Here is a 19,935-nt window from a genome sequence, read left to right as displayed (position 1 = left end):
TCCACGTTCAGATCTCCAGCATCTCGAATTCGCGGCGCACGGCAGGCACAGCGTCGGCGGCGTAGCGCTCGGCCCACGGATCCTTCGCGTCCTGCAAGGCGAAGAGCAGCCGCTCGAACAGCGCCTTGCGCTTGTCGGCGTCGTCGAGCACGTGCTTCTTCACGTACTCCAGACCGACGCGCTCGACGTAATGCACGGTGCGCTCGAGGTAGTAGCCTTCCTCGCGGTAGAGCTGCAGGAAGGCGCCGGAGTACTCCATCACCTCCTCGCGCGTCTGGACCTTGCACAGGAACTGCGCGACCTCGGTCTTGATGCCGCCGTTGCCTGCGACATACAGCTCCCAGCCCGAATCGACCCCGATCACACCGACGTCCTTGATGCCGGCCTCGGCGCAGTTGCGCGGGCAGCCGGACACCGCGAGCTTCACCTTGTGCGGGCTCCACATGCCGAACAGCATCCGTTCCAGGTCGATGCCCATCGACATCGAACGCTGCGTGCCGAAGCGGCAGTGCTCGGCGCCGACGCAGGTCTTCACCGTGCGGATGCTCTTGCCGTAGGCGTGGCCCGAAGGCATGCCGAGGTCCTTCCATACGCTGGGCAGGTCTTCCTTCTTGATGCCCAGGAGGTCGATGCGCTGGCCGCCGGTCACCTTCACCGTCGGCACGTTGTACTTCTCGGCGACCTCGGCGATGCGCTTCAACTCCGCCGGAGTGGTCACCCCGCCCAGCATCTGCGGCACCACCGAATAGGTGCCGTCCTTCTGGATGTTGGCGTGCGCGCGCTCGTTGATGAAGCGGCTCTGCGGATCGTCCTTCGCCTCGTGCGGCCAGGTCGAGATCAGGTAGTAGTTCAGCGCCGGGCGGCAGGTCGAGCAACCGTTGGGCGTCTTCCACGACAAGGTTTCCATCGTGTCGGGGATGTTCAGCAGCTTGTGCTCGCGGATTGCGCGGCGCACGTCACCGTGCGACAGCTCGGTGCAGCCGCACACCGCCTTGTCGTGGGCACTCACCGCCTGGTAGGCACCGCCGACCGTCGAGGCGAGGATCTGCTCCACGAGGCCCGTGCAGGAACCGCAGGAGGACGCCGCCTTGGTGTGCTTCTTCACCTCATCGACGGTGAAGAGCCCCTTCTCCTTGATGGCCTTGACGATGGTGCCCTTGCACACGCCGTTGCAGCCGCACACCTCGGCGGTGTCGGCCATCGAGGCGGCCTTGTTCTCGCCCTTGTGGCCCGCATCGCCCAGGTGGTTCTGGCCGAACATCAGGTGGTCACGGATCCCGTGGATGTCCTGCTGATCCTTCATCAGCTGGAAGTACCAGGTGCCGTCGGCGGTGTCGCCGTACAGCACCGAACCGACGATGCGGTTGTTCTTGATCACGATGCGCTTGTAAACGCCGCCCTGCTTGTCGTGCAGGACGATCTCCTCGGTGTCCGCGCCGCCGCTGAAGTCGCCCGCCGAGAACACGTCGATGCCGGTCACCTTCAGCTTGGTCGAGGTCACCGAGCCTTCGTAGCGGCCGATGCCGAAGTTCGCGAGGTGGTTCGCGCACACCTTGCCCTGTTCGAACAGCGGCGCGACCAGGCCGTAGGCGATGCCGCGGTGCGCGACGCACTCGCCGACCGCATACACGCGCGGGTCGGTGACGGTCTGCAGCGTGTCGGACACCGCGATGCCGCGCGCACGGCCGGTGCCGCAGTAGATGCCGGCCGACTCGGCCAGCGCGAAGTTCGGGCGGATGCCGGCCGCGACGACCACGAGGTCCGCCGGGATCTCCATGCCGTCCTTGAAGCGCACCGCGGATACACGCCCACCCTCACCGCGGATCAGCGCCTCGGTCTGCTTCGACAGCAGGAAGTTCATGCCCTTGGCCTCGAGCGAAGCCTGCAGCATGTCGGCGGCCGGCTTGTCGAGCTGGCGCTCCATGATCCAGTCGGCCAGATGCACCACCGTCACGCTCATGCCGCGCAGCATCAGGCCGTTCGCCGCCTCCAGGCCCAGCAGGCCGGCGCCGATCACCACCGCGTGCTTGTACTGCGTCGAGGCCGCTATCATCGCCTCGGTGTCGCCGATGTCGCGGTAGGCCAGCACGCCCGACAGGTCCGCCCCGGGAATCGGCGGGATGAAGGGCGTCGAGCCGGTCGCGATCAGCAGGCGGTCGTAGTCGGCCTCGGTGCCGTCGGACGCGATGATCTTGCGCTTGATGCGGTCGATCTTCGTCACCATCTTGCCGGCATGCAACGTGATGTCGTTGTCGCGATACCAGTCGAGATCGTTGAGCATGATCTCCGGCAGCGTCATCTCGCCGGCGAGCACCGGCGACAGCAGGATACGGTTGTAGTTGCCGTGCGGCTCGGCGCCGAACACGGTGATCTCGTACAGGTCCGGGGCGAGCTTCAGCAGCTCTTCGAGCGTGCGACAGCCGGCCATGCCGTTACCGATCATCACGAGTTTCTGTTTTTTCATGGCGGGCTCCTTCAGGCAGCGCGGAAGATGAATTCGGGGGAGGATTCGGAAGAGGACCGGGCGAAGCGATTCTCGGCATAGGCCGCAAGGTCGCCGATCACGATCAGCGCCGGCGCCGGCAGTGCCGCGGCACGGGCGCGCTCGGCGATGTCGGCGAGCGTGCCGACCACCTGCTGCTGCGTCGGCAGCGTGCCGTGGGCGATCACCGCGGCTGGCGTCGCGCGCGACAGGCCGCCCGCAGCGAGGCTTTCGGCGATGCGCGGCAAGGCGCCGAGGCCCATGTAGATCACCAGCGTCGTGCCGCTTTTCGCCAGTGCGGACCAGTCCGGCTCCGTGCCGTCCTCGGTGTGGCCGGTCACCATCGTCACGCCGAAGCAGTGCGCGCGATGCGTCACCGGGATGCCGGCGGCACCGGTCACCGCGACGCCCGCCGTCAGGCCGTGGATCACCTCGACCTCGATGCCGAGCGCACGCAGGTAATCCATTTCCTCGCCGCCGCGCCCGAACACGAAGGGGTCGCCGCCCTTCACCCGCGCCACGGTCAGGCCACGCCGCGCATAGCGCGCCATCGCACGGTGAATGAACTCCTGCGCGGCCGACTTCATCCCGGCGCGCTTGCCGACCCGCAGCACGCGCGCCGTCGGCTTCGCCAGCGCGAGCACTTCGTCCGTCACCAGTGCATCGGCCAGCAGCACATCGGCCTCAGCGATGGCGCGCGCGGCACGCAGCGTCAGCAGGTCTGCCGCGCCGGGGCCGGCACCAACGAGTAACACCTTGGCCATGATCGATCTCCACTCCGTAAGGCGAAAAAAAACGGCATCGCGTCGCCCCCGGGATCGAAATTCCGAAGAAACGACGGACGCCGTTGTCCGCATGCTCTGCACCAAGCACTTCGCCGGAGCCTCGTTGCCCCGGCTTGCGGTTCACCTAACGCAAAATGGGTGCCAGTCCCCACGCATTTTCGTAAGTCATTATTTTTAAATCAATAACACACACACCGACAATCTCCGACCGAGCATCAAGCATGAAGACCCAGGCACCATTCCGGTGCATCTCGCGGGATGTTGCACCACAACATAGCGACACCGGAGGGGCGTGCGCGGGGCCGAAATCATCGGAGACCGGGCCAGGTCGGCCCGCAGTTGCCGCGATGAAGCGGGTGGCGCGGCCCTGAGCAGGAGCCCCGCGCTCACTCGGCAGCAAGAATGGAGAAAGAAGGATCCGGATTGACCCGGCCGGCGGCAGGGCGCCGCAGCCCCTCGCGGCGCGCGAGCGGTTGACACACGGCGCCCCCGTGCGGGGGCGCCGTCACCAGGACTTACAGGAAAATTTCGATATCGGAGGCATCCAGATCGGCCATGTGGCCGGTCACGATCCCGAGCAGGACCGGCGCAGATCCCGCGTGATTGCCGTCTTCGTCGTAATAGAGCTTGCCCGAGGCGGTGTCGTAGATCAGGAAATCGTCCACACCCGTCTCGTTCGAGCTCGCGGCGGTCAGCCCGCTGCCCTTGACGAAGTTCGTCGCGGTAAATCCCGCAAGGGACTGGAACTCGTTGGCATCGAAGCCCAGCTTGTCCACGGTCGCGTCGAAATCGTTGATGCGATGCACCGTCGCCTTGGTGACCTGCGTGCCGTCCTGCTTGAACACCGTGGTGCTGGGCGCGGTGAACAGCGTGTCGAACACGAAGGTGTCGCTGCCCGCACCACCCCACACCTTGTCCGCGCCCTCACCGAGGAAGATGAGGTCATCGCCGGCGCCGGTCTTGATCGTGTCGTTGCCCGCAGCACCATCACCGTCCTCGGCGTAGTAACCATCCGGATCGATCGTGTCGTTCCCGGCCCCGGTGGTGATGATGTCGTCGCCTTCGCCTCCGATCACGACATTGTTGCCGTCGCCGGCGCGCACGTTGTCGTTGCCCGTACCCGGCGCGATGAAGTCGTCGCCGCTGCCGCCGGTAACGCGATCGTTGCCGTCGTTATCATCCACCAGGCCGATTTCGGCGAACACCGCATTGGTGCCATTGCCTGTCTGGACGTTGTCATTACCCGTACCCATGTAGATGATGTCATCGCCGTCGCCCGCCTTGACCGTGTCGTTGCCGGCATTGCCGTCGATGACGTCGTCGCCTGCGGTGCCGGTCAGCTTGTCGTTGCCAACCGTGCCGATCAGACCATCCCACTCGACGACCGACCACAGCAGGTTCGCGCCATCCAGGTCATTCCACTGCCCCGGCGCGCCGAGGCCGCCCGCCGGCGCGGGCCACTTGCCGGTAGCGATGGCGAGGAAGTTCTGCACCCCGCCAAAGTTGTCCGGCTCGCCGCCGAGGCTACCGGAACCCCAGTTCTGGTAACCCGACCCAAGCAGCGTGCCGTCCAGCCACTGCCAGTTGCCTTCGCTTTGCACGTCCGACGCGCCGAGCCAGAGATAGCTCGCGTTTCCACCGTCCGTGGCCACCGTCGCCCCCTTGGGAACCGACGGCTTCAGGTTCTTGAGGATCGCGGCGTTTTCGGCAGCGGAACCGATCAGCGAAAGATAGGACGGAACGATCAACGGGCCGCCGAGACCGGCCCCCTCCAACCGGCCTTCGTCACTCCATGCGAGCCCCAGGGCGTTCGCCGAGGCATCGTCCCAGCTCAGCGGGGCCGTCTCGATCTCGTAGGTATGTCCGTTGTAGTAGAAGTGCATTGCCATCGCAGTTTTTCTCCGGTTCCGGGCTTGGGAGATGATAACCGCGCATCATTGCCGCGTCACCCGTACGTCGTGACACGGGCCGCACAATCGCTTCGACGAACGCGCGCGACGGGGGGAGGTCGCACAGCCCCTCCCGCCGCCGCTCCGCTCATGCCGCGCGCTTCAGCTGCTTCTTGTAGAGGAAATCCAGCACCGCCGCACGGCAGTGCGCGAACTCCGGCAACTCCGCGAGCGCCAGGCGATCGCGCGGACGCTCGAGCTTCACGTCGAGGATCTCGCCGATCGTCGCTGCAGGCCCGTTGGTCAGCATCACCACGCGGTCGGATAACAGCACTGCCTCGTCGACATCGTGGGTCACCATCACCATCGTCGCCCGTGTCGCCGCGAGGATCTTCACCAGCTCATCCTGCAGCATCGCGCGCGTGAGCGCATCGAGTGCGCCGAAAGGCTCGTCCATCAGCAGGATGCGCGGCTCCATCGACAGCGCGCGGGCGATGCCGACGCGCTGCTTCATGCCACCCGAGATCTCGTGCGGGAACTTCGTCTCGGCGTGCGACAGCCCGACCAGCGCCAGCGCCTCCTGCGTGCGCTGCTTCAACTTCGCCTTGCCCTCCTTCGCGCCGAACACGCGATCGACCGCGAGATACACGTTGTCGTAGCACGTGAGCCACGGCAGCAGCGAATGGTTCTGGAACACCACCGCGCGCTCGGGGCCGGGGCCCGCGATCTCGCGCCCGTCGCACAGCATCACGCCCGAGGTCGGCCGCGTCAGCCCCGCGATCAGGTTCAGCAGCGTCGACTTGCCGCAGCCCGAGTGCCCGATCAGCGCGACGCTCTCGCCCTCGTGAATGTCCAGCGTGATGTCGCGCAACGCCGTGAAGGGGCCGCTCTTCGTGTTGAAGACCTGGCCGACGTTCTCGATCTGTACGATCTTCTTCATGATGTCTCCTCCGCCGCTCAGCGGTTTTCGTAGTTGAAGCGTCGCGCCACCAGCATCAGCGCCTGCTCGAGGATCAGGCCGACGATGCCGATCACGAAGATCGCGATGATGATGTGCTCGACCTTGAGGTTGTTCCACTCATCCCACACCCAGAAGCCGATGCCCACGCCGCCCGTCAGCATCTCGGCCGCGACGATCACCAGCCACGCCGTGCCGATCGACAGGCGGATGCCCGTCAGCATGTAGGGCAGCACCGCCGGGAACAGGATCTTCGTGAACACCTTCCATTCGGAGAGATTCAGCACCCGCGCGACGTTGAGGTAGTCCTGCGGCACGCGCGTCACGCCCTGTGCGGTGTTGAGGATCATCGGCCAGATCGAGCAGATGAAGATCGTCCAGGTCGCCGCCGGGTCGGCGCGCTGGAACACCAGCAGGCCGATCGGCAGCCACGCGAGCGGGCTCACCGGCCGCAGCAGGCTGATGATCGGGTTCATCATCTGCGACAGCACCGCGAAGCGCCCCAACAGGAAGCCCGCCGGGATGCCCACCAGCGCCGCGATGCCGAAGCCGATTGCCACGCGCTGCAGCGAGGCCAGCACGTTCCAGCCGATGCCCTGGTCGTTGGGCCCGACGCGGTAGAACGGATCGGCAAAGATCACCACCGCGGCGTCCCAGGTCTTGCCCGGCGTCGGGATGCCGCCGCCGTTCATCGTCGCCAGATGCCACAAGCCGATCAGCAACGCGAGCCCGGCCAGTGGCGGCAGCACTGCCGCCGCCAGCGCGCGCAGCCAGCCGCCCAGGCGCGCACCTGCGCCCCCTCCCGGCACTGCCGCGGGCGCCTCGGCCGCCACCACCTTCACCGTCCCGTCCTTGCCGCGCGCCGCGAGCACCGCGCGCAACCCCCTGACTTCCGCGGTCCCGGCGTCGTTCCGGTCCGCCACCACTGCCAGCGTCATCGCCGCCTCCTCCCGCTCAGGCCCTGACCTTGAACGAACCCGCGTACTTCTTCGGATCCTTGCCATCCCACACCACGCCGTCGATCAGCTTGTGGCTGCGCATGTCGCTCTTGGGCAGCGGCACGTTCGCCGCCGTCGCCGCCTGCTTGTAGATATCGATGCGGTTGATCTGCTTCGCCACGGCGAGGTAATCGACGTCGCGATCGAGCAGTCCCCAGCGCCGATGCTGCGTCAGGAACCACATGCCGTCGGTGAGGTAGGGGAAGTTCACCGCGCCGTCGTTGTAGAACTTCATGTAGTTCGGGTCGTCCCAGCTCTTTCCAAGGCCGTTGGAATAGCGGCCGAGCATGCGCTCGAGGATCACGTCCATGTCCGTGTTGATATAGGACTTCTGCGCCACCGTCTCGGCGGTCGTACGGCGGTTCGGCAGCGAGGCGTCGATCCAGCGCCCGGCCTCGAGGATCGCCGCCGTCAGCGCGCGCGCCGCGTTCGGATGCTTGGCGACCCAGTCGGCTGTCGTGCCGAGCACCTTCTCCGGATGATCGGTCCAGATGTCCTGCGTCGTCACCGCGGTGAAGCCGATCTTGTCCATGATCGCGCGGTTGTTCCACGGCTCGCCGACGCAGAAACCGTCCATGTTGCCCACGCGCATGTTCGCGACCATCTGCGGCGGCGGCACGGTGATGACCTTCACGTCCTTCAGCGGATTGATGTCATGCGCGGCCAGCCAGTAGTACAGCCACATCGCGTGCGTGCCGGTCGGGAAGGTCTGCGCGAAGGTGTACTCGCCCGGCTTCGCGGTGATCAGCTTCTTCAGCCCCGCGCCGTCCGTGACGCCCTGCTCCTTCAGCTTGTTCGCGAGCGTGATCGCCTGGCCGTTGTGGTTCAGGTTCATCAGCACCGCCATGTCCTTCTTCGGCCCGCCGATGCCCAGATGCACGCCATACACGAGGCCGTACAGCACGTGCGCAGCGTCGAGCTCGCCGGATACGAGCTTGTCGCGCACCGACGCCCAGCTCGCTTCCTTGGTTGGGATGATCTTGATGCCGTACTTCTCGTCGAACTTCTGCACCGCGGCCATCACCACCGACGAGCAGTCGGTCAGCGGAATGAAGCCGACGCGGATCTCTTTCTTCTCCGGCGCATCCGACCCGGCCGCCCACACGCTGCTGCTCGCCCCCAGCCCTGCAGAACCCATCATCGCCGCTCCCGAAAGCGCCATCGTCCGCCGCATGAAGTCGCGCCGCGTGATGCCATTGTCGTCGAATGCACTCATCTTCATCTCCCTGCAGGCCAGAAAAACAAAAACGGCGCTCACCGCCCGCGCAACAAGTACCGCGGGGATGGACGCCGTTGTCCGTAGCTTGCACCAGTCCCTGCTTTGGAACCGGTCAATCCGCTGTCGAACCGCCGTTGATTCGACTCAGGACTCGTTTAGCAGATGCCATGCCAGGCACCGCAAACGACGCCAGACACCCTTATCGGCAAGGGTTTCGGTAGCAACGAGGCATGATGGAACATGCGGCGGGAACGCATGGCGGCCGCACTATTGCAGTGCACAACCAAGGGCTATTGCACCAATCGCGAGCGGACTTCGGCTTGATTCGGGGAATTTCGCCCGTTCGGGCGAGGGGCGACGGACAGGCCGCCGGGACTGTGCACAAGCCCTGCTACAGCAGGTACTTCGCCATGTCGATGAGATCCTGCGCGACGGCCGCCATCGGTTTCGCGCGTTCCATCGCGAGCTTGCGCAGGGCGGCGTAGGCCTCGGCCTCGTCCATCCCGCGCGATTTCATCAGCAGGCCCTTGGCACGGTCGATCAGCTTGCGCTCGGAAAGCTTCTTCGTCGCCGCGGCAAGCTCGCTGCGCAAGGCCTGATGCTCCGCGAAACTGGCCACGGCGACGTCGATCACGGGCTTCAGGCGCCCGGGATCCAGCCCGTCGACCACGTAGGTCGACACGCCCGCCTTCACCGCGGCGCGAATCGTCTCCTCGTCGCCTTCCTGCGCGAAGATGATCACCGGGCGCGGCATTGCCGCGTTCATCACCGCGAGGTTCTCCAGCGTATCGCGCGACGGCGAATCGGTCTCGATCAGGATCACGTCCGGCCGGATCGACTCGATCTGCGCGCTCAAATCCGAAGATGAAGCCAGCACGGCGGCCACCTGGTGACCGGCGAGCGCCAGCCCGGCACAGATTTCGGCCGCCCGGGCACGGGATTCATCGATGACGAGTACGCGCAGCATGGTGAAATCTATGCAAGATTCGCGCCGCCGCGAACCGGAACAAGAATGGTCTAGATTAGCGGACGGCACGAAACGGTCCGTGGGGAACGCCCTGCGGCGCGTCCCCGAAAGGCCGCGTTCAGCCGCCGCGCTGGCGCCGCGCCTCGAACAGGCAGATTCCGCTCGCGACCGACACGTTGATGCTCTCGACGGTACCGAGCATCGGGATCTTCGCCAGTTCGTCGCAGGTCTCGCGCGTCAGTCGGCGCAGCCCCTCGCCTTCGGCGCCCATCACCCACGCGACCGGCCCCTTCTGGTCGATCTCGTACAGCGACTTCTCCGCCTCGCCCGTCGCGCCGACGACCCACACGCCGGCCTCCTGCATCTCGCGCAGCGCGCGCGCGAGGTTGGTCACCGTAATGTAGGGCACCGAATCGGCCGCGCCGCTCGCGACCTTCACCGCGGTCGCGTTGAGCCCCACGGCACGATCCTTCGGCGCCACCACCGCGTGCGCCCCGGCCGCATCCGCCACACGCAGGCAGGCGCCGAGGTTGTGCGGATCCTGCACGCCGTCGAGCACCAGGATCAGTGCATTCTCTTCCAGCACGTCGAGCACGTCGGCGAGCTTGATGTCGCGGCTGCGCGCATCGACGCGCGCGATCACGCCCTGATGCCGGCGCGTGCCGACCATGCCGTCGAGCCGGTCCGCCTCGGCCTGGATGATGCGCACCTTCTGCGCCTCGGCCAGCCGCTGCACGTCCTTCGAGCGCGCGTCGGTGCGGGCGGACGACAGATACAGCTCGAACACCGCCTCCGGGTCGCGGCGCAGCTTGCCCAACACGGAATGGAAGCCATAGATCAGGCGCGACTCCGCGCGCCCTGCTGCGGGCGCCTCGGCATGCTCCGCCTGCTGCGGGCGGGAACGGTTTGTGGGTTTGTTAGCCACGGCGTTTCACCTTCCTCGTAGATGCTGCAGTTTCAGTTTTCGGCTCGGCTGCCTTCTCCGCCTTCGGAGCCTTCTCCGCCTTCGGAGCCTTCTCCGCCTTCGGAGCCTTCTCCGCATTTGGAGCCTTGTCCGCCTTCGGAGCCGTGCTCGTCTTCGTCACCTTGGCGGTCTTGGCAAGTTTGCGGGCCGTCGTTTCCCCGGTTGCCTTTTTCGCGCCGGTGACCTTGACCGGTGCCGCCGGCTCGGCGACCTGGGCGACCTTCTTCGTCGCACCGGCGACCTTCGTCGGCTTCGTCTCGGCTACCTCAGACTTCGCCCTGGCCCTCCCGGCGCCCTTGCCCGGCGCTGCGGGCGCTACTTCGGGGGCCGCTACGACGGCGGTCTTGCGCGTCGTCCGTGACTTCTTCACCGGCACGACGGACACTTCGGGCGCCACAGCGGGCGCGGCCGTCGTCTTCCGGCCGCCTTTGGCCTTCGGCGCTGCCGCGACCGGAGCCGCGGTCGCGACCGCTGCCTTCGGTACAGCCTTCGCTGCAGTGGCCTTGTCCTTCGCCGTTTTCCCGGCCCGTTCGGTCGCGCGCGGCGCGCCTTCGATCAGGCGGAAGTCGATCTTGGTCGTTTCCAGATCGACCCGCACGACCTGCACCCGCACGCGGTCCGACAAGCGGAAACGCGCACCCGTGCGCTCACCGGCGAGCTCATGGCGCGTCTCGTCGAAGTGGAAGTAGTCGCTGCCGAGCTCCGAAATATGGACCAGCCCCTCGATGAAAATGTCGTCGAGGGCGACGAAGAGGCCGAAGGGTACCACCGCCGACACGCTGCCGGTGAATTCGGCGCCGACCTTGTCCTGCATGTAGTAACACTTCAGCCACGCAACCACATCGCGCGTCGCCTCGTCCGCGCGCCGCTCGGTCGCCGAGCAGTGCAGGCCGATCTCGTCCCAGTCGCCGGCCTCGTAGGTACGGCTCTCGAGCGCGGCCTTGATCGAGCGATGCACCAACAGGTCTGGGTAACGCCGGATCGGCGACGTGAAGTGGGTATACGCCTCGTACGCGAGGCCGAAGTGGCCCACATTGTCCGGGCTATACACGGCCTGACGCAGCGAACGCAGCATCACCGTCTGCAGCAGCTGCGCGTCCGGGCGGTCCTTCACCGTCTCCAGCAACTTCGCGTAGTCGCCCGCCTTGGGCTCGTCCCCGCCGCTCACGCCGAGGCCAAACTCGGCCAGGAAGCCGCGCAGCTTCTCGAGCTTGCCCGGCGTCGGACCTTCATGAACGCGGTACAGCGCGGGATGCTCGCGTTCCTGCAGGAACTCCGACGCACACACGTTGGCTGCGAGCATGCATTCCTCAATCAGGCGATGCGCATCGTTGCGCACCTCCGCGACGATGCGCTCGATCTTGCCCTCGGCGTCGAAGATCATGCGCGTCTCGGTCGTCTCGAAGTCGATCGCGCCGCGCTTCGCGCGCGCCTTCAGCAGCACGCGGAAGAGCTTGTCGAGGTTCTCGAGATGCGGCAGCAATTCGCCCACCGCGTCGCGCGCCGCCGCATCCTTGTCGTATAGCGCCGCAGCCACCTGCGTGTAAGTCAGACGCGCGTGCGAGAACATCACCGCCGGGTAGAAGCGATACGCTTTGATGTCCCCCGTCGGCCCGACGCTCATGTCGCACACCATGCACAGGCGCTCGACCTGCGGATTGAGCGAGCACAGACCATTACTGAGCTTCTCGGGCAGCATCGGGATCACGCGGCGCGGGAAATACACCGAGTTGCCGCGTTCCTGCGCCTCGTCATCGAGCGCGCTGCCGGGCTGCACGTAATGCGAGACGTCCGCGATCGCGACGATCAGACGGTAACCGCGCCCCTGGCGCTCGCAGTACACCGCGTCGTCGAAGTCCTTCGCCGTTTCGCCGTCTATCGTCACCAGCGGCAGCTTCGTGATGTCCTCGCGCCCCGCCCAATCCTTCTTGCGCACGGTAGCCGGCAATTTGCGCGTCTCGGCCTTCGCCTCGGACGAGAACTCGAAGGGCAACTCGTGCTTGCGCAGCGCGATCTCGATTTCCATGCCCGGATCCGCATAGTTGCCGAGCACCTCGATCACGCGTCCGATCGGTTGCGCGACCTTGGTCGGCTGTGCGATCAGTTCGACCGTGACCACCTGGCCCGGCTGGGCCTTCTTGCCCCCCGGCGCAACCAGGATGTCCTGCGCGATACGCCGGTTTTCCGGCACCACCACCTGCACCCCATGCTCGTTGAGCACGCGGCCGACGATGCGCGTATTCGCGCGCTCCAGAACTTCCACGACCTTGCCTTCGGGACGTCCGCGCCGGTCCGTGCCCGTGACGCGGATGATCACGCGATCGCCGTGCAGCACCTCGCGCATCTCCTTCGGCCCGAGGAACACGTCGGGCTGACCGTCGTCGCGGATCAGGAAGCCGAATCCGTCGGCATGCCCCGACACGCGTCCGCGGATCAGGTCCGCCTTGTTCGGGAGCAGATAGGCGTCGCGGCGGTTGCGCAACAGTTCGCCGTCGCGCTGCATCGCCCGCAGGCGCCGCTCGAACAGTCCCGTTTCCTCGCCACTCACGTCGAGTGCGGCACACAGTTCCTGGAAAGTCATCGGCACGCCCTGCTCGGCGAGCGTCTGTTCGACATACTCGCGACTCGGCAGAGGATGCTCGTAGCTGGCCGACTCGCGCTCGTAGAACGGATCGGCGCGGCGGATGGGGCTGGGTTCGCGGGGGCTGGCGGAAGTTGCCGCCGTGGTCGTTTTCCCTTTTTCTTTTTTCATTGCTTTACTCGTTGACATTCAAAATTTGGCGCTTATAATGCGCGGCTCTTGCCCAGATGGCGGAATTGGTAGACGCACTAGTTTCAGGTACTAGCGCTGCGAGGCGTGGAGGTTCGAGTCCTCTTCTGGGCACCAGTTCTACATGAAAGCCGACCTAGTGTCGGCTTTTTTGTTGCCCGCTTCCCGGACATTTTGTCCGCGCTGCGGGCTTGATCGAAAGGCTGCGCGGCGCCGCTATTGCGCTTGGCCTCTCGCAAAGTTGTCGCTATAATGCACCCTCTTGCCCAGATGGCGGAATTGGTAGACGCACTAGTTTCAGGTACTAGCGCTGCGAGGCGTGGAGGTTCGAGTCCTCTTCTGGGCACCAGATCCAAGCAAAAGCCGGTCGAAAGACCGGCTTTTGCTTTTTGTGCTTCCCGCGCGAAACGGTCGCAACCGCAAACCGTGCATCCCGCCCCGCGAGCGGCGATGCTGCCCGACGGCGCACCAGCCGGAATCGGCCGGTGCGCCGGGCCGGTCGGAGCCGGCCCCAGGTCGTTCAGCGTTTCCGTACCGGTCAAGCCCGCTCAGGCTCCGAACGGATGGCGGCGCAGGATGGTCTCGTCGCGCTCCGGACCGGTCGAGATCACGTCGATCGGGATCTCGATGATCTCCTCGATGCGGTGCAGATAGGCGCGCGCCTCCTGCGGCAGCGCATCCCAGCTCTGCGCACCGAAGGTCGTGCCGCTCCAGCCCGACATCGTCTCGAAGATCGGCTCGCAGCGCGTCACTTCCTCGGAGCCCATGGGCAGCAGGTCGATACGCTGGCCGTCGAGCATGTAGCCCGTGCACAGCTTCAGCTCGGGCAGCCCATCGAGCACATCGAGCTTGGTGATGCACAGGCCCGTGACGCCGTTGATGATGATCGAGCGCTTGAGCGCGGCGAGGTCGAGCCAGCCGCAGCGGCGCTTGCGCCCCGTCACGGTACCGAACTCGCGCCCCTTGGTCGACATCTGGTAGCCCGGCAGACCGGCCGTCTCGATGTCGAGCTCGGTCGGGAAAGGACCGCCGCCGACGCGGGTGCAATAGGCCTTGGTAATCCCCAACACGTAATGCAGACGCCCCGGACCAACACCCGATCCGGCTGCAGCCTGGCCCGCGACGCAGTTGCTGGAGGTCACGAACGGGTAGGTACCGTGGTCGATGTCGAGCAGCGTGCCCTGCGCACCTTCGAACAGCAGGTTGCCGCCGGCCTTGTTCACCGCGTACAGCTCGGCCGACACGTCGGCGACCATCGGACGGATTTCCTCGGCGTCGGCCATCGCCTGGTCGAACACGGTATGGAAGTCGACCGCATCGGCACCGAAGTGCTGCGTCAGCACGAAGTTGTGGTACTCCAGGTTCGCACGCAGCTTATCGGCGAAGCGCTCGCGGTCGAACAGGTCATACACGCGCAGCGCGCGCCGCGCGACCTTGTCCTCGTAGGTCGGGCCGATGCCCTTGCCGGTCGTGCCAATCTTGTCGGAGGCGCTCTTCGCGGCCTCGCGCGCACGATCGAGCGCGGCGTGATAGCCGAGGATCAGCGGGCAGCCCGGGCTAATGCGCAGGCGCTCGCGCACCTTGATGCCGCCAGCTTCGAGCACACGGATCTCGGACAGCAGGTGATGCGCGTCGAGCACCACGCCATTGCCGATGTAGCAGGCCACGCCTTCGCGCACGATGCCCGAAGGCACGAGGTTCAGCTTGTATTCGTTGGCGCCGATCACCAGCGTATGGCCGGCATTGTGGCCACCCTGGAAGCGCACCACGCCCTTGGCATGATCGGTGAGCCAGTCAACGATCTTGCCCTTGCCCTCGTCGCCCCACTGGGTGCCGACAACCACTACGTTCTTTGACATTTACTTCATTCTCCCTGAAGCGCCTCGACCGTCCAGCGGCCGTCGCGCTCGATCAGTTGCCGGTCGCAACCGGCCTCCTTCCAGCTTCCATCATGTCCCGGCAGGGCCGTCATCACGACCTCGCCCTGCGCGCGCAGCTGCGCGATCGTTGCCTGCAACGCCCCGTCGGCGACGGCCGGCGCGAGGATGGCGCCCGGCTCCGCCGCGTCGGGCAGATGCAGGGCCAGTTCGCGCAGATCGAGGCTGAATCCCGTCGCCGGCCTTGCACGGCCGAATGCCTGACCGATGCGGTCGTAGCGCCCGCCGAGCGCGAGCGCAGCGGGCGAGCCGCTGCCGTAGGCCGCGAACACCACTCCGTTGTGGTAGTGGTAGCCGCGCAGATCGGCAAGATCGAAACTGATCGGCAGGTCGGCGAGCGCGGCTGCGAGCGTGCTCAGATCGTCGAGCGCGGCGCGAATCTCGGGTTCGTCGGGCAGGCAGCGGCGCGCCTCGTCCAGCACTTCGGCGCCGCCATACAAGGTCGGCAGGGCGAGCAATGCCGTACGCGCCGGCTCGGCAACGTCGGCGAGCAGCTCGCGCAGGCCCGGCACGTCCTTCGCCTGCAGCAGATCGAAGAGCTCTTCCTCACGCTCCGGCAACATCCCGGCCCGAGCCGCGAGCACGCGGAACAGTCCGACATGGCCCAGGTCGATGCGGCTGGCCGGCACTTCGCCAAGGCGCATCACCTCGGAGAGCAGGCGCACGATCTCGATGTCAGCATCGATGCCGGCATGGCCGTATAGCTCGGCGCCCAGTTGCAGGGGCTCGCGCGTGGCGGTGAGCGTCGACGGCAGTGCGTGCAGCACGCTACCGCAGTAGCACAGCCGCGAAACCCCCTTGCGGTTCAGCAGGTGGGCGTCGATGCGGGCGACCTGCGGCGTCATGTCGGCACGCACGCCCATCGTCTTGCCCGACAGCTGATCGACCAGCTTGAAGGTGCGCAACCGGAGATCCTGGCCGGCGCCGGTCGTCAGCGACTCGAGATATTCGAGCAGCGGCGGCACGACCAGCTGATAGCCATGGCTGCGGAAGGCGTCGAGCAGGCGCCGGCGCAGGCGCTCGAGCTTTTCGGCCTCGGACGGCAGCGCGTCCTGGATGTGATCGGGAAGTACCCAGCGCATGATATTCAGTCAGGAAAACACGGCCAGCAACACCACGCCGATCAGCATCGAGGTCAGCCCGATGAAACGGATCTGACCGTCGGCCATGTGTGCGAGCCGTAAAAAAGTTTCGCGCCAGGCGGCTGGCGCGATAAAGGGCAGGAGGCCTTCGATCACCAGCATCAGTGCGAAGGCCATCAGCAGCTTGTTGCTCATGAGCTCAGTTCTTCTTGCCCCCGTTGGAATCCTTCATGTACCTGAAGAACTCGGAGCTCGGATCGACGACCATCACGTCGCTCTTGTTCGCGAAGCTTTCGCGGTACGCCTCCAGGCTGCGGTAGAAGGAATAGAACTCGGGGCTCTGGCCGTAGGCCTGGGCGTAGGTCGCGGTGGCCTTGGCGTCACCGACACCCTTGATCTGCTGTGCCTCGCGGTAGGCTTCGGCGACGATGACCTCGCGCTGGCGATCGGCGTCGGCGCGGATTTTCTCGGCGATCGCGCCACCCTCGGAACGCAGCTCGTTGGCGACGCGCTTGCGCTCCGCCTCCATGCGGCGATACACGGACTCGGACACTTCGAGCGGCAGGTCGACACGCTTCAGGCGGACGTCGAGGATCTGCACACCGATCTTGCGCGCGTCGAGGTCGGCACGGGTGCGCATGTCTTCCATGATCTTGTCGCGCGCGCCGGACACCACGTCATGGACGGTGCGGCGACCGAACTCCTCGCGCAGGCCGGCATTGACGGTCTGCAGCAGACGGGTGCGCGCGCGCGCCTCGTCGCCCGCGACCGAGACGTAGTAGAGCTGCGGATCGACGATACGCCACTTCACGAAGTGGTCGACCAGCACGTTCTTCTTCTCTGCGGTGATGAAGCGCTCGGGCTCCGGCGTATCCATCGTCAGGATACGGCGGTCGAAGTAGCGCACGTTCTGGATCATGGGCCACTTGAAGTTCAGCCCCGGCTTGTCGATGACTTCCTTGACCTCACCGAGCTGGAACACGACGGCGAACTGCCGTTGGTCCACGGTAAACAGCGTCATCGACGCGATTGCCGCAAGCAGCAGCAGCGCGCCGGCGAAAATCGGCAACTTGTCACGCATCAGCGCTCTCCCCGTTCACGGTCGCGGGCCATCAGGTCGCGGCTGCGTGATTCCATCGAACTATCGGCCCGCGGCGCGGGTGCGGGAGTGGCGGCGCCAGGCGCCGGCGCGGGACTCGCGTCGTGCGAGCCCTGGGTGCCCGCGGCCTGCATCAACTTGTCGAGCGGCATGAACAGGAGGTTGCCATTGCCCTTGGCATCGACCATGACCTTGCTGGTTTTCGACATGACTTGCTGCATCGTGTCGATATACAGGCGCTCGCGCGTCACTTCGGGAGCACGACGGTACTCCGTCAGGACCTGGGTGAAACGGCTCGCGTCGCCTTCGGCGTTCGCGATCACGCGGGACTGGTAGGCATTGGCCTCCTCGATGAGTCGCGAGGCCGTGCCGCGCGCACGCGGAATGACGTCGTTGGCGTAGCCCTCACCCTCGTTGCGCAGGCGTTCCCGGTCCTGGCCCGCCTTCACCGCATCGTCGAACGCGGCCTGCACCTGCTCGGGCGGCTGGGCGTTCTGCATCGTCACGCGGCTGATCTGGATACCCGTGTCGTAGCGGTCGAGGATCTTCTGGATCGCTTCGTGCGCGCTCGACGCCATCTGCTCGCGCCCTTCGTAGAGCACGAAGTCCATCTTGCTCATGCCGACGATCTCGCGCATCGCGGATTCGGCCGCATGCATCACCGACTCGTCCGCATAGCGGTTGTTGAACAGGTACTTCTCCGGGCTGGTCAGCACGTACTGCACCGCGAACTGGATGTTGATGATGTTCTCGTCGTCGGTGAGCATCAGGGCTTCGCGCAGCACCTTGTTGCGCTCGGAGCCGCGATAGCCGACCTCGACGGTGCGCACGCCGGTCAGGTCGACGACGTCGCTGCTCTCGATCGGATACGGCAGGCGCCAGCGCAGGCCCGGCTCGGTCGTCTCGACATAGCTTCCGAAGCGCAGGACGACCCCGCGCTGGTTCGCATCGACGATGTAGAAACCGCTGGCGAGCCAGATCACAGCGACGAGGCCCAGCAGCGCGCCGATGCCGCCGCCGAACTGTTTGAACGAGAGCTGCGGGAACTGCGGCCCGCCGCCATCGCCACCACCGCCGCCACGCGGCCCGCGCTTGCCGCCGAGCATGCCCGACAGCCGCTGGTTGAAATCACGCCACAGGTCCTCGAGGTCGGGCGGCCCCTGATTGCCCCCCTTCCTGTCGTCGCCGCGCTTGTCGTCGCCATTCCCCTGGTTGTTACCCCAGCGTGGATCGTTGAGAGACATTAGAACGCCTGTAATCACGTTTGAATTGGGTCTTTATCGGTGAAATCCGGCGCAATCCCGTCGGGATCGCCCGGCGCGTCCGTGACTGCGCTACGCGCTGCCTCGGCAAGGGCTTCGCGCAGCAGCCCAAGCCCTTCGCCAGTCCTGGCACTCAGAAAAACGCGCACGATCTTACCATACTCGTCCCGCTGAACCCCGGGCTCGGCGCGGGTCAGGTCGACCTTGTTCATGACCATGAACTGCGGCACGGCGCCCGCACCGATCTCGGCGAGAACCCCGTTCACGGCCTCGATCTGTGCCTCGCGGTCCTCGCTCGCCGAGTCTACGACGTGCAGCAGCAGGTCCGCGTTCGCGGTTTCCTCGAGCGTCGCGTGAAAAGCCGCGACGAGTGCGTGCGGCAGGTCGCGGATGAAGCCCACGGTGTCGGATAGCACGACGTTGCCACCCTCGCCCACGTAGAGCCGACGAGAGGTCGTGTCCAGCGTCGCGAAGAGCTGGTCGGCAGCATACGCGCCGGCCTTCGTCAGCGCGTTGAACAGCGTCGACTTGCCTGCGTTGGTGTACCCGACAAGCGACACCGACAGCACGTTGCGCCCTTCGCGCCCGCGCCGACGCACACGGCGCTGCTTCTCGATCTGGGCGAGGCGCTCCTTGAGCACCTTGACGCGCTTGCCGAGCAGGCGGCGGTCGGTCTCGAGCTGGGTCTCGCCCGGTCCGCGCAGGCCGATACCGCCCTTTTGGCGCTCCAGGTGGGTCCAGCCGCGCACGAGGCGCGTCGAGAGATGGTCGAGCTGCGCGAGTTCGACCTGCAGCTTGCCCTCGTGGCTTCTCGCGCGCTGCGCGAAGATATCGAGGATCAGGGCCGTGCGGTCGACGACGCGACACTGCAGCGTGCGTTCGAGGTTGCGCTGCTGCGCGGGCGACAGCGCGTGGTTGAAGATGACGAAATCGGCTTCGTGGGCGCGCAGCGTCTCGGCGATTTCGTCGACCTTGCCGCGCCCGGCGAAGAGCGCGGGATCGGGCCGCGCCCGCCGGCCGCCGACGACGGCCTCGACGCTGGCGCCGGCACTGAGCGCGAGCAGCTTGAGTTCGGAAAGGCGCTCGTCCAGCGCGCCCTGGTTCAGGTCGAGCTGGACGAGTACCGCGCGCTCACCGGCGTCGGGGCGCTCAAACATGGAGCAACTTGGCGTCCATGGGGCGCCGGCGGGAATCAGCTATTGCCGTCACCCGCGTCCTGTTGCTGGATGTTGACCGGACGCGCGGGCACGACGGTCGAGATCGCATGCTTGTACACCATCTGAGTGACGGTGTTCTTCAGCAGCACGACGTACTGGTCGAAGGATTCGATCTGGCCCTGCAGCTTGATGCCGTTGACCAGGTAGATCGCCACGGGGACATGCTCCCTGCGAAGGGTGTTCAGGAACGGGTCTTGTAGAAGTTGCCCTTTGTTGCTCATTTTCAAACCTCGAGGCTGCGTATTATTGTGAATGTAAAGGATTTCATGTTGCACTGCCACATTTGCACGAACAATCAATCCCGGT

Annotated in this window: 16 protein-coding genes and 2 tRNA genes; 2 read left to right on the top strand and 16 right to left on the bottom strand. The window is 65.9% G+C overall.

Translation table 11 applies throughout. The features are described from left to right. Positions 1–7 precede the first annotated feature (7 nt). The 9 genes from nirB to rnr all read right to left on the bottom strand — a co-directional run bounded on the left by nirB (position 8) and on the right by rnr (position 13,014). Complete coding sequence (gene nirB, locus AzCIB_RS03680) at positions 8–2,464, bottom strand: nitrite reductase large subunit NirB (RefSeq protein ID WP_050414645.1); 2,457 nt, start codon at positions 2,462–2,464, stop codon at positions 8–10. Positions 2,465–2,475: 11 nt separating this feature from the next. Further along, on the bottom strand, positions 2,476–3,246 hold the full coding sequence (cobA, locus tag AzCIB_RS03675) for a uroporphyrinogen-III C-methyltransferase (RefSeq protein ID WP_050414644.1): 771 nt from the start codon (positions 3,244–3,246) through the stop codon (positions 2,476–2,478). A 536-nt stretch (positions 3,247–3,782) separates the two neighbouring features. After that, entirely contained in the window at positions 3,783–5,156 is a 1,374-nt protein-coding gene (locus tag AzCIB_RS03670; protein ID WP_050414643.1) for a hypothetical protein, read from the bottom strand. Positions 5,157–5,304: 148 nt separating this feature from the next. Further along, positions 5,305–6,096, bottom strand: coding sequence for an ABC transporter ATP-binding protein (locus AzCIB_RS03665; RefSeq protein WP_050414642.1), 792 nt, complete (start codon positions 6,094–6,096; stop codon positions 5,305–5,307). Positions 6,097–6,113: 17 nt separating this feature from the next. Beyond that, positions 6,114–7,052, bottom strand: coding sequence for a nitrate ABC transporter permease (ntrB, locus tag AzCIB_RS03660; protein WP_083446865.1), 939 nt, complete (start codon positions 7,050–7,052; stop codon positions 6,114–6,116). Positions 7,053–7,068: 16 nt separating this feature from the next. Further along, on the bottom strand, positions 7,069–8,253 hold the full coding sequence (locus tag AzCIB_RS03655) for a CmpA/NrtA family ABC transporter substrate-binding protein (RefSeq protein WP_232299426.1): 1,185 nt from the start codon (positions 8,251–8,253) through the stop codon (positions 7,069–7,071). Between the two features lie 469 nt (positions 8,254–8,722). Next, positions 8,723–9,298, bottom strand: a complete 576-nt coding sequence (locus tag AzCIB_RS03650) for an ANTAR domain-containing response regulator (RefSeq protein WP_050414640.1) — start codon at positions 9,296–9,298, stop codon at positions 8,723–8,725. 118 nt (positions 9,299–9,416) lie between these two features. Beyond that, a complete protein-coding gene (rlmB, locus tag AzCIB_RS03645) occupies positions 9,417–10,139 on the bottom strand; it encodes a 23S rRNA (guanosine(2251)-2'-O)-methyltransferase RlmB (RefSeq protein WP_050418195.1) in 723 nt (240 codons plus the stop codon). Between the two features lie 76 nt (positions 10,140–10,215). Further along, positions 10,216–13,014 (bottom strand): ribonuclease R, encoded by a 2,799-nt coding sequence (rnr, locus tag AzCIB_RS03640; RefSeq protein WP_083446863.1) that lies wholly within the window; start codon positions 13,012–13,014, stop codon positions 10,216–10,218. A 50-nt stretch (positions 13,015–13,064) separates the two neighbouring features. On the opposite strand from rnr, the gene AzCIB_RS03635 reads away from it, so the two are divergent. Together AzCIB_RS03635 and AzCIB_RS03630 are read left to right on the top strand one after the other, a co-directional pair. Next, positions 13,065–13,149: transfer RNA gene (locus tag AzCIB_RS03635), tRNA-Leu, on the top strand. A 147-nt stretch (positions 13,150–13,296) separates the two neighbouring features. Then, positions 13,297–13,381: transfer RNA gene (locus AzCIB_RS03630), tRNA-Leu, on the top strand. Between the two features lie 199 nt (positions 13,382–13,580). On the opposite strand, the gene AzCIB_RS03625 is transcribed toward AzCIB_RS03630, so the two are convergent. The 7 genes from AzCIB_RS03625 to hfq are packed head-to-tail and all read right to left on the bottom strand — an operon-like array spanning position 13,581 to position 19,850. Further along, positions 13,581–14,891: an adenylosuccinate synthase gene (locus AzCIB_RS03625; RefSeq protein ID WP_050414639.1), complete on the bottom strand. Its 1,311-nt coding sequence runs from the start codon at positions 14,889–14,891 to the stop codon at positions 13,581–13,583. Between the two features lie 5 nt (positions 14,892–14,896). Next, positions 14,897–16,051, bottom strand: a complete 1,155-nt coding sequence (locus AzCIB_RS03620) for an ATP phosphoribosyltransferase regulatory subunit (RefSeq protein WP_050414638.1) — start codon at positions 16,049–16,051, stop codon at positions 14,897–14,899. A gap of 9 nt (positions 16,052–16,060) precedes the next feature. Continuing rightward, the gene (locus AzCIB_RS03615) at positions 16,061–16,246 is read right to left on the bottom strand and encodes a DUF2065 domain-containing protein (RefSeq protein WP_050414637.1); all 186 of its coding nucleotides are present in this window, start codon (positions 16,244–16,246) and stop codon (positions 16,061–16,063) included. Positions 16,247–16,250: 4 nt separating this feature from the next. Continuing rightward, on the bottom strand, positions 16,251–17,132 hold the full coding sequence (gene hflC / locus AzCIB_RS03610) for a protease modulator HflC (RefSeq protein ID WP_050414636.1): 882 nt from the start codon (positions 17,130–17,132) through the stop codon (positions 16,251–16,253). Continuing rightward, positions 17,132–18,394: an FtsH protease activity modulator HflK gene (gene hflK / locus AzCIB_RS03605; RefSeq protein ID WP_050414635.1), complete on the bottom strand. Its 1,263-nt coding sequence runs from the start codon at positions 18,392–18,394 to the stop codon at positions 17,132–17,134. Before hflK ends, hflC begins: the two co-directional genes overlap by 1 nt. Positions 18,395–18,408: 14 nt before the next feature. Continuing rightward, on the bottom strand, positions 18,409–19,569 hold the full coding sequence (hflX, locus tag AzCIB_RS03600) for a ribosome rescue GTPase HflX (protein WP_050414634.1): 1,161 nt from the start codon (positions 19,567–19,569) through the stop codon (positions 18,409–18,411). A 35-nt stretch (positions 19,570–19,604) separates the two neighbouring features. Beyond that, positions 19,605–19,850: an RNA chaperone Hfq gene (hfq, locus tag AzCIB_RS03595; RefSeq protein WP_050414633.1), complete on the bottom strand. Its 246-nt coding sequence runs from the start codon at positions 19,848–19,850 to the stop codon at positions 19,605–19,607. Between the last annotated feature and the right edge of the window lie 85 nt (positions 19,851–19,935).

Origin of the sequence: Azoarcus sp. CIB (genome assembly GCF_001190925.1) — a bacterium.
Taxonomy (GTDB): Bacteria; Pseudomonadota; Gammaproteobacteria; order Burkholderiales; family Rhodocyclaceae; genus Aromatoleum.
The sequence above is the reverse complement of the archived record's forward strand: the minus strand, read 5'-3'. Positions and strand labels throughout refer to the sequence as shown.

Bases quoted from the DNA above. Each gene is read 5' to 3' on its own strand.
- nirB (WP_050414645.1), bottom strand. From the start codon at position 2,464: ATGAAAAAACAGAAACTCGTGATGATCGGTAACGGCATGGCCGGCTGT.
- cobA (WP_050414644.1), bottom strand. From the start codon at position 3,246: ATGGCCAAGGTGTTACTCGTTGGTGCCGGCCCCGGCGCGGCAGACCTG.
- AzCIB_RS03670 (WP_050414643.1), bottom strand. From the start codon at position 5,156: ATGGCAATGCACTTCTACTACAACGGACATACCTACGAGATCGAGACG.
- AzCIB_RS03665 (WP_050414642.1), bottom strand. From the start codon at position 6,096: ATGAAGAAGATCGTACAGATCGAGAACGTCGGCCAGGTCTTCAACACG.
- ntrB (WP_083446865.1), bottom strand. From the start codon at position 7,052: ATGACGCTGGCAGTGGTGGCGGACCGGAACGACGCCGGGACCGCGGAA.
- AzCIB_RS03655 (WP_232299426.1), bottom strand. From the start codon at position 8,253: ATGATGGGTTCTGCAGGGCTGGGGGCGAGCAGCAGCGTGTGGGCGGCC.
- AzCIB_RS03650 (WP_050414640.1), bottom strand. From the start codon at position 9,298: ATGCTGCGCGTACTCGTCATCGATGAATCCCGTGCCCGGGCGGCCGAA.
- rnr (WP_083446863.1), bottom strand. From the start codon at position 13,014: ATGAAAAAAGAAAAAGGGAAAACGACCACGGCGGCAACTTCCGCCAGC.
- AzCIB_RS03625 (WP_050414639.1), bottom strand. From the start codon at position 14,891: ATGTCAAAGAACGTAGTGGTTGTCGGCACCCAGTGGGGCGACGAGGGC.
- AzCIB_RS03620 (WP_050414638.1), bottom strand. From the start codon at position 16,051: ATGCGCTGGGTACTTCCCGATCACATCCAGGACGCGCTGCCGTCCGAG.
- AzCIB_RS03615 (WP_050414637.1), bottom strand. From the start codon at position 16,246: ATGAGCAACAAGCTGCTGATGGCCTTCGCACTGATGCTGGTGATCGAA.
- hflC (WP_050414636.1), bottom strand. From the start codon at position 17,132: ATGCGTGACAAGTTGCCGATTTTCGCCGGCGCGCTGCTGCTGCTTGCG.
- hflK (WP_050414635.1), bottom strand. From the start codon at position 18,394: ATGTCTCTCAACGATCCACGCTGGGGTAACAACCAGGGGAATGGCGAC.
- hflX (WP_050414634.1), bottom strand. From the start codon at position 19,569: ATGTTTGAGCGCCCCGACGCCGGTGAGCGCGCGGTACTCGTCCAGCTC.
- hfq (WP_050414633.1), bottom strand. From the start codon at position 19,850: ATGAGCAACAAAGGGCAACTTCTACAAGACCCGTTCCTGAACACCCTT.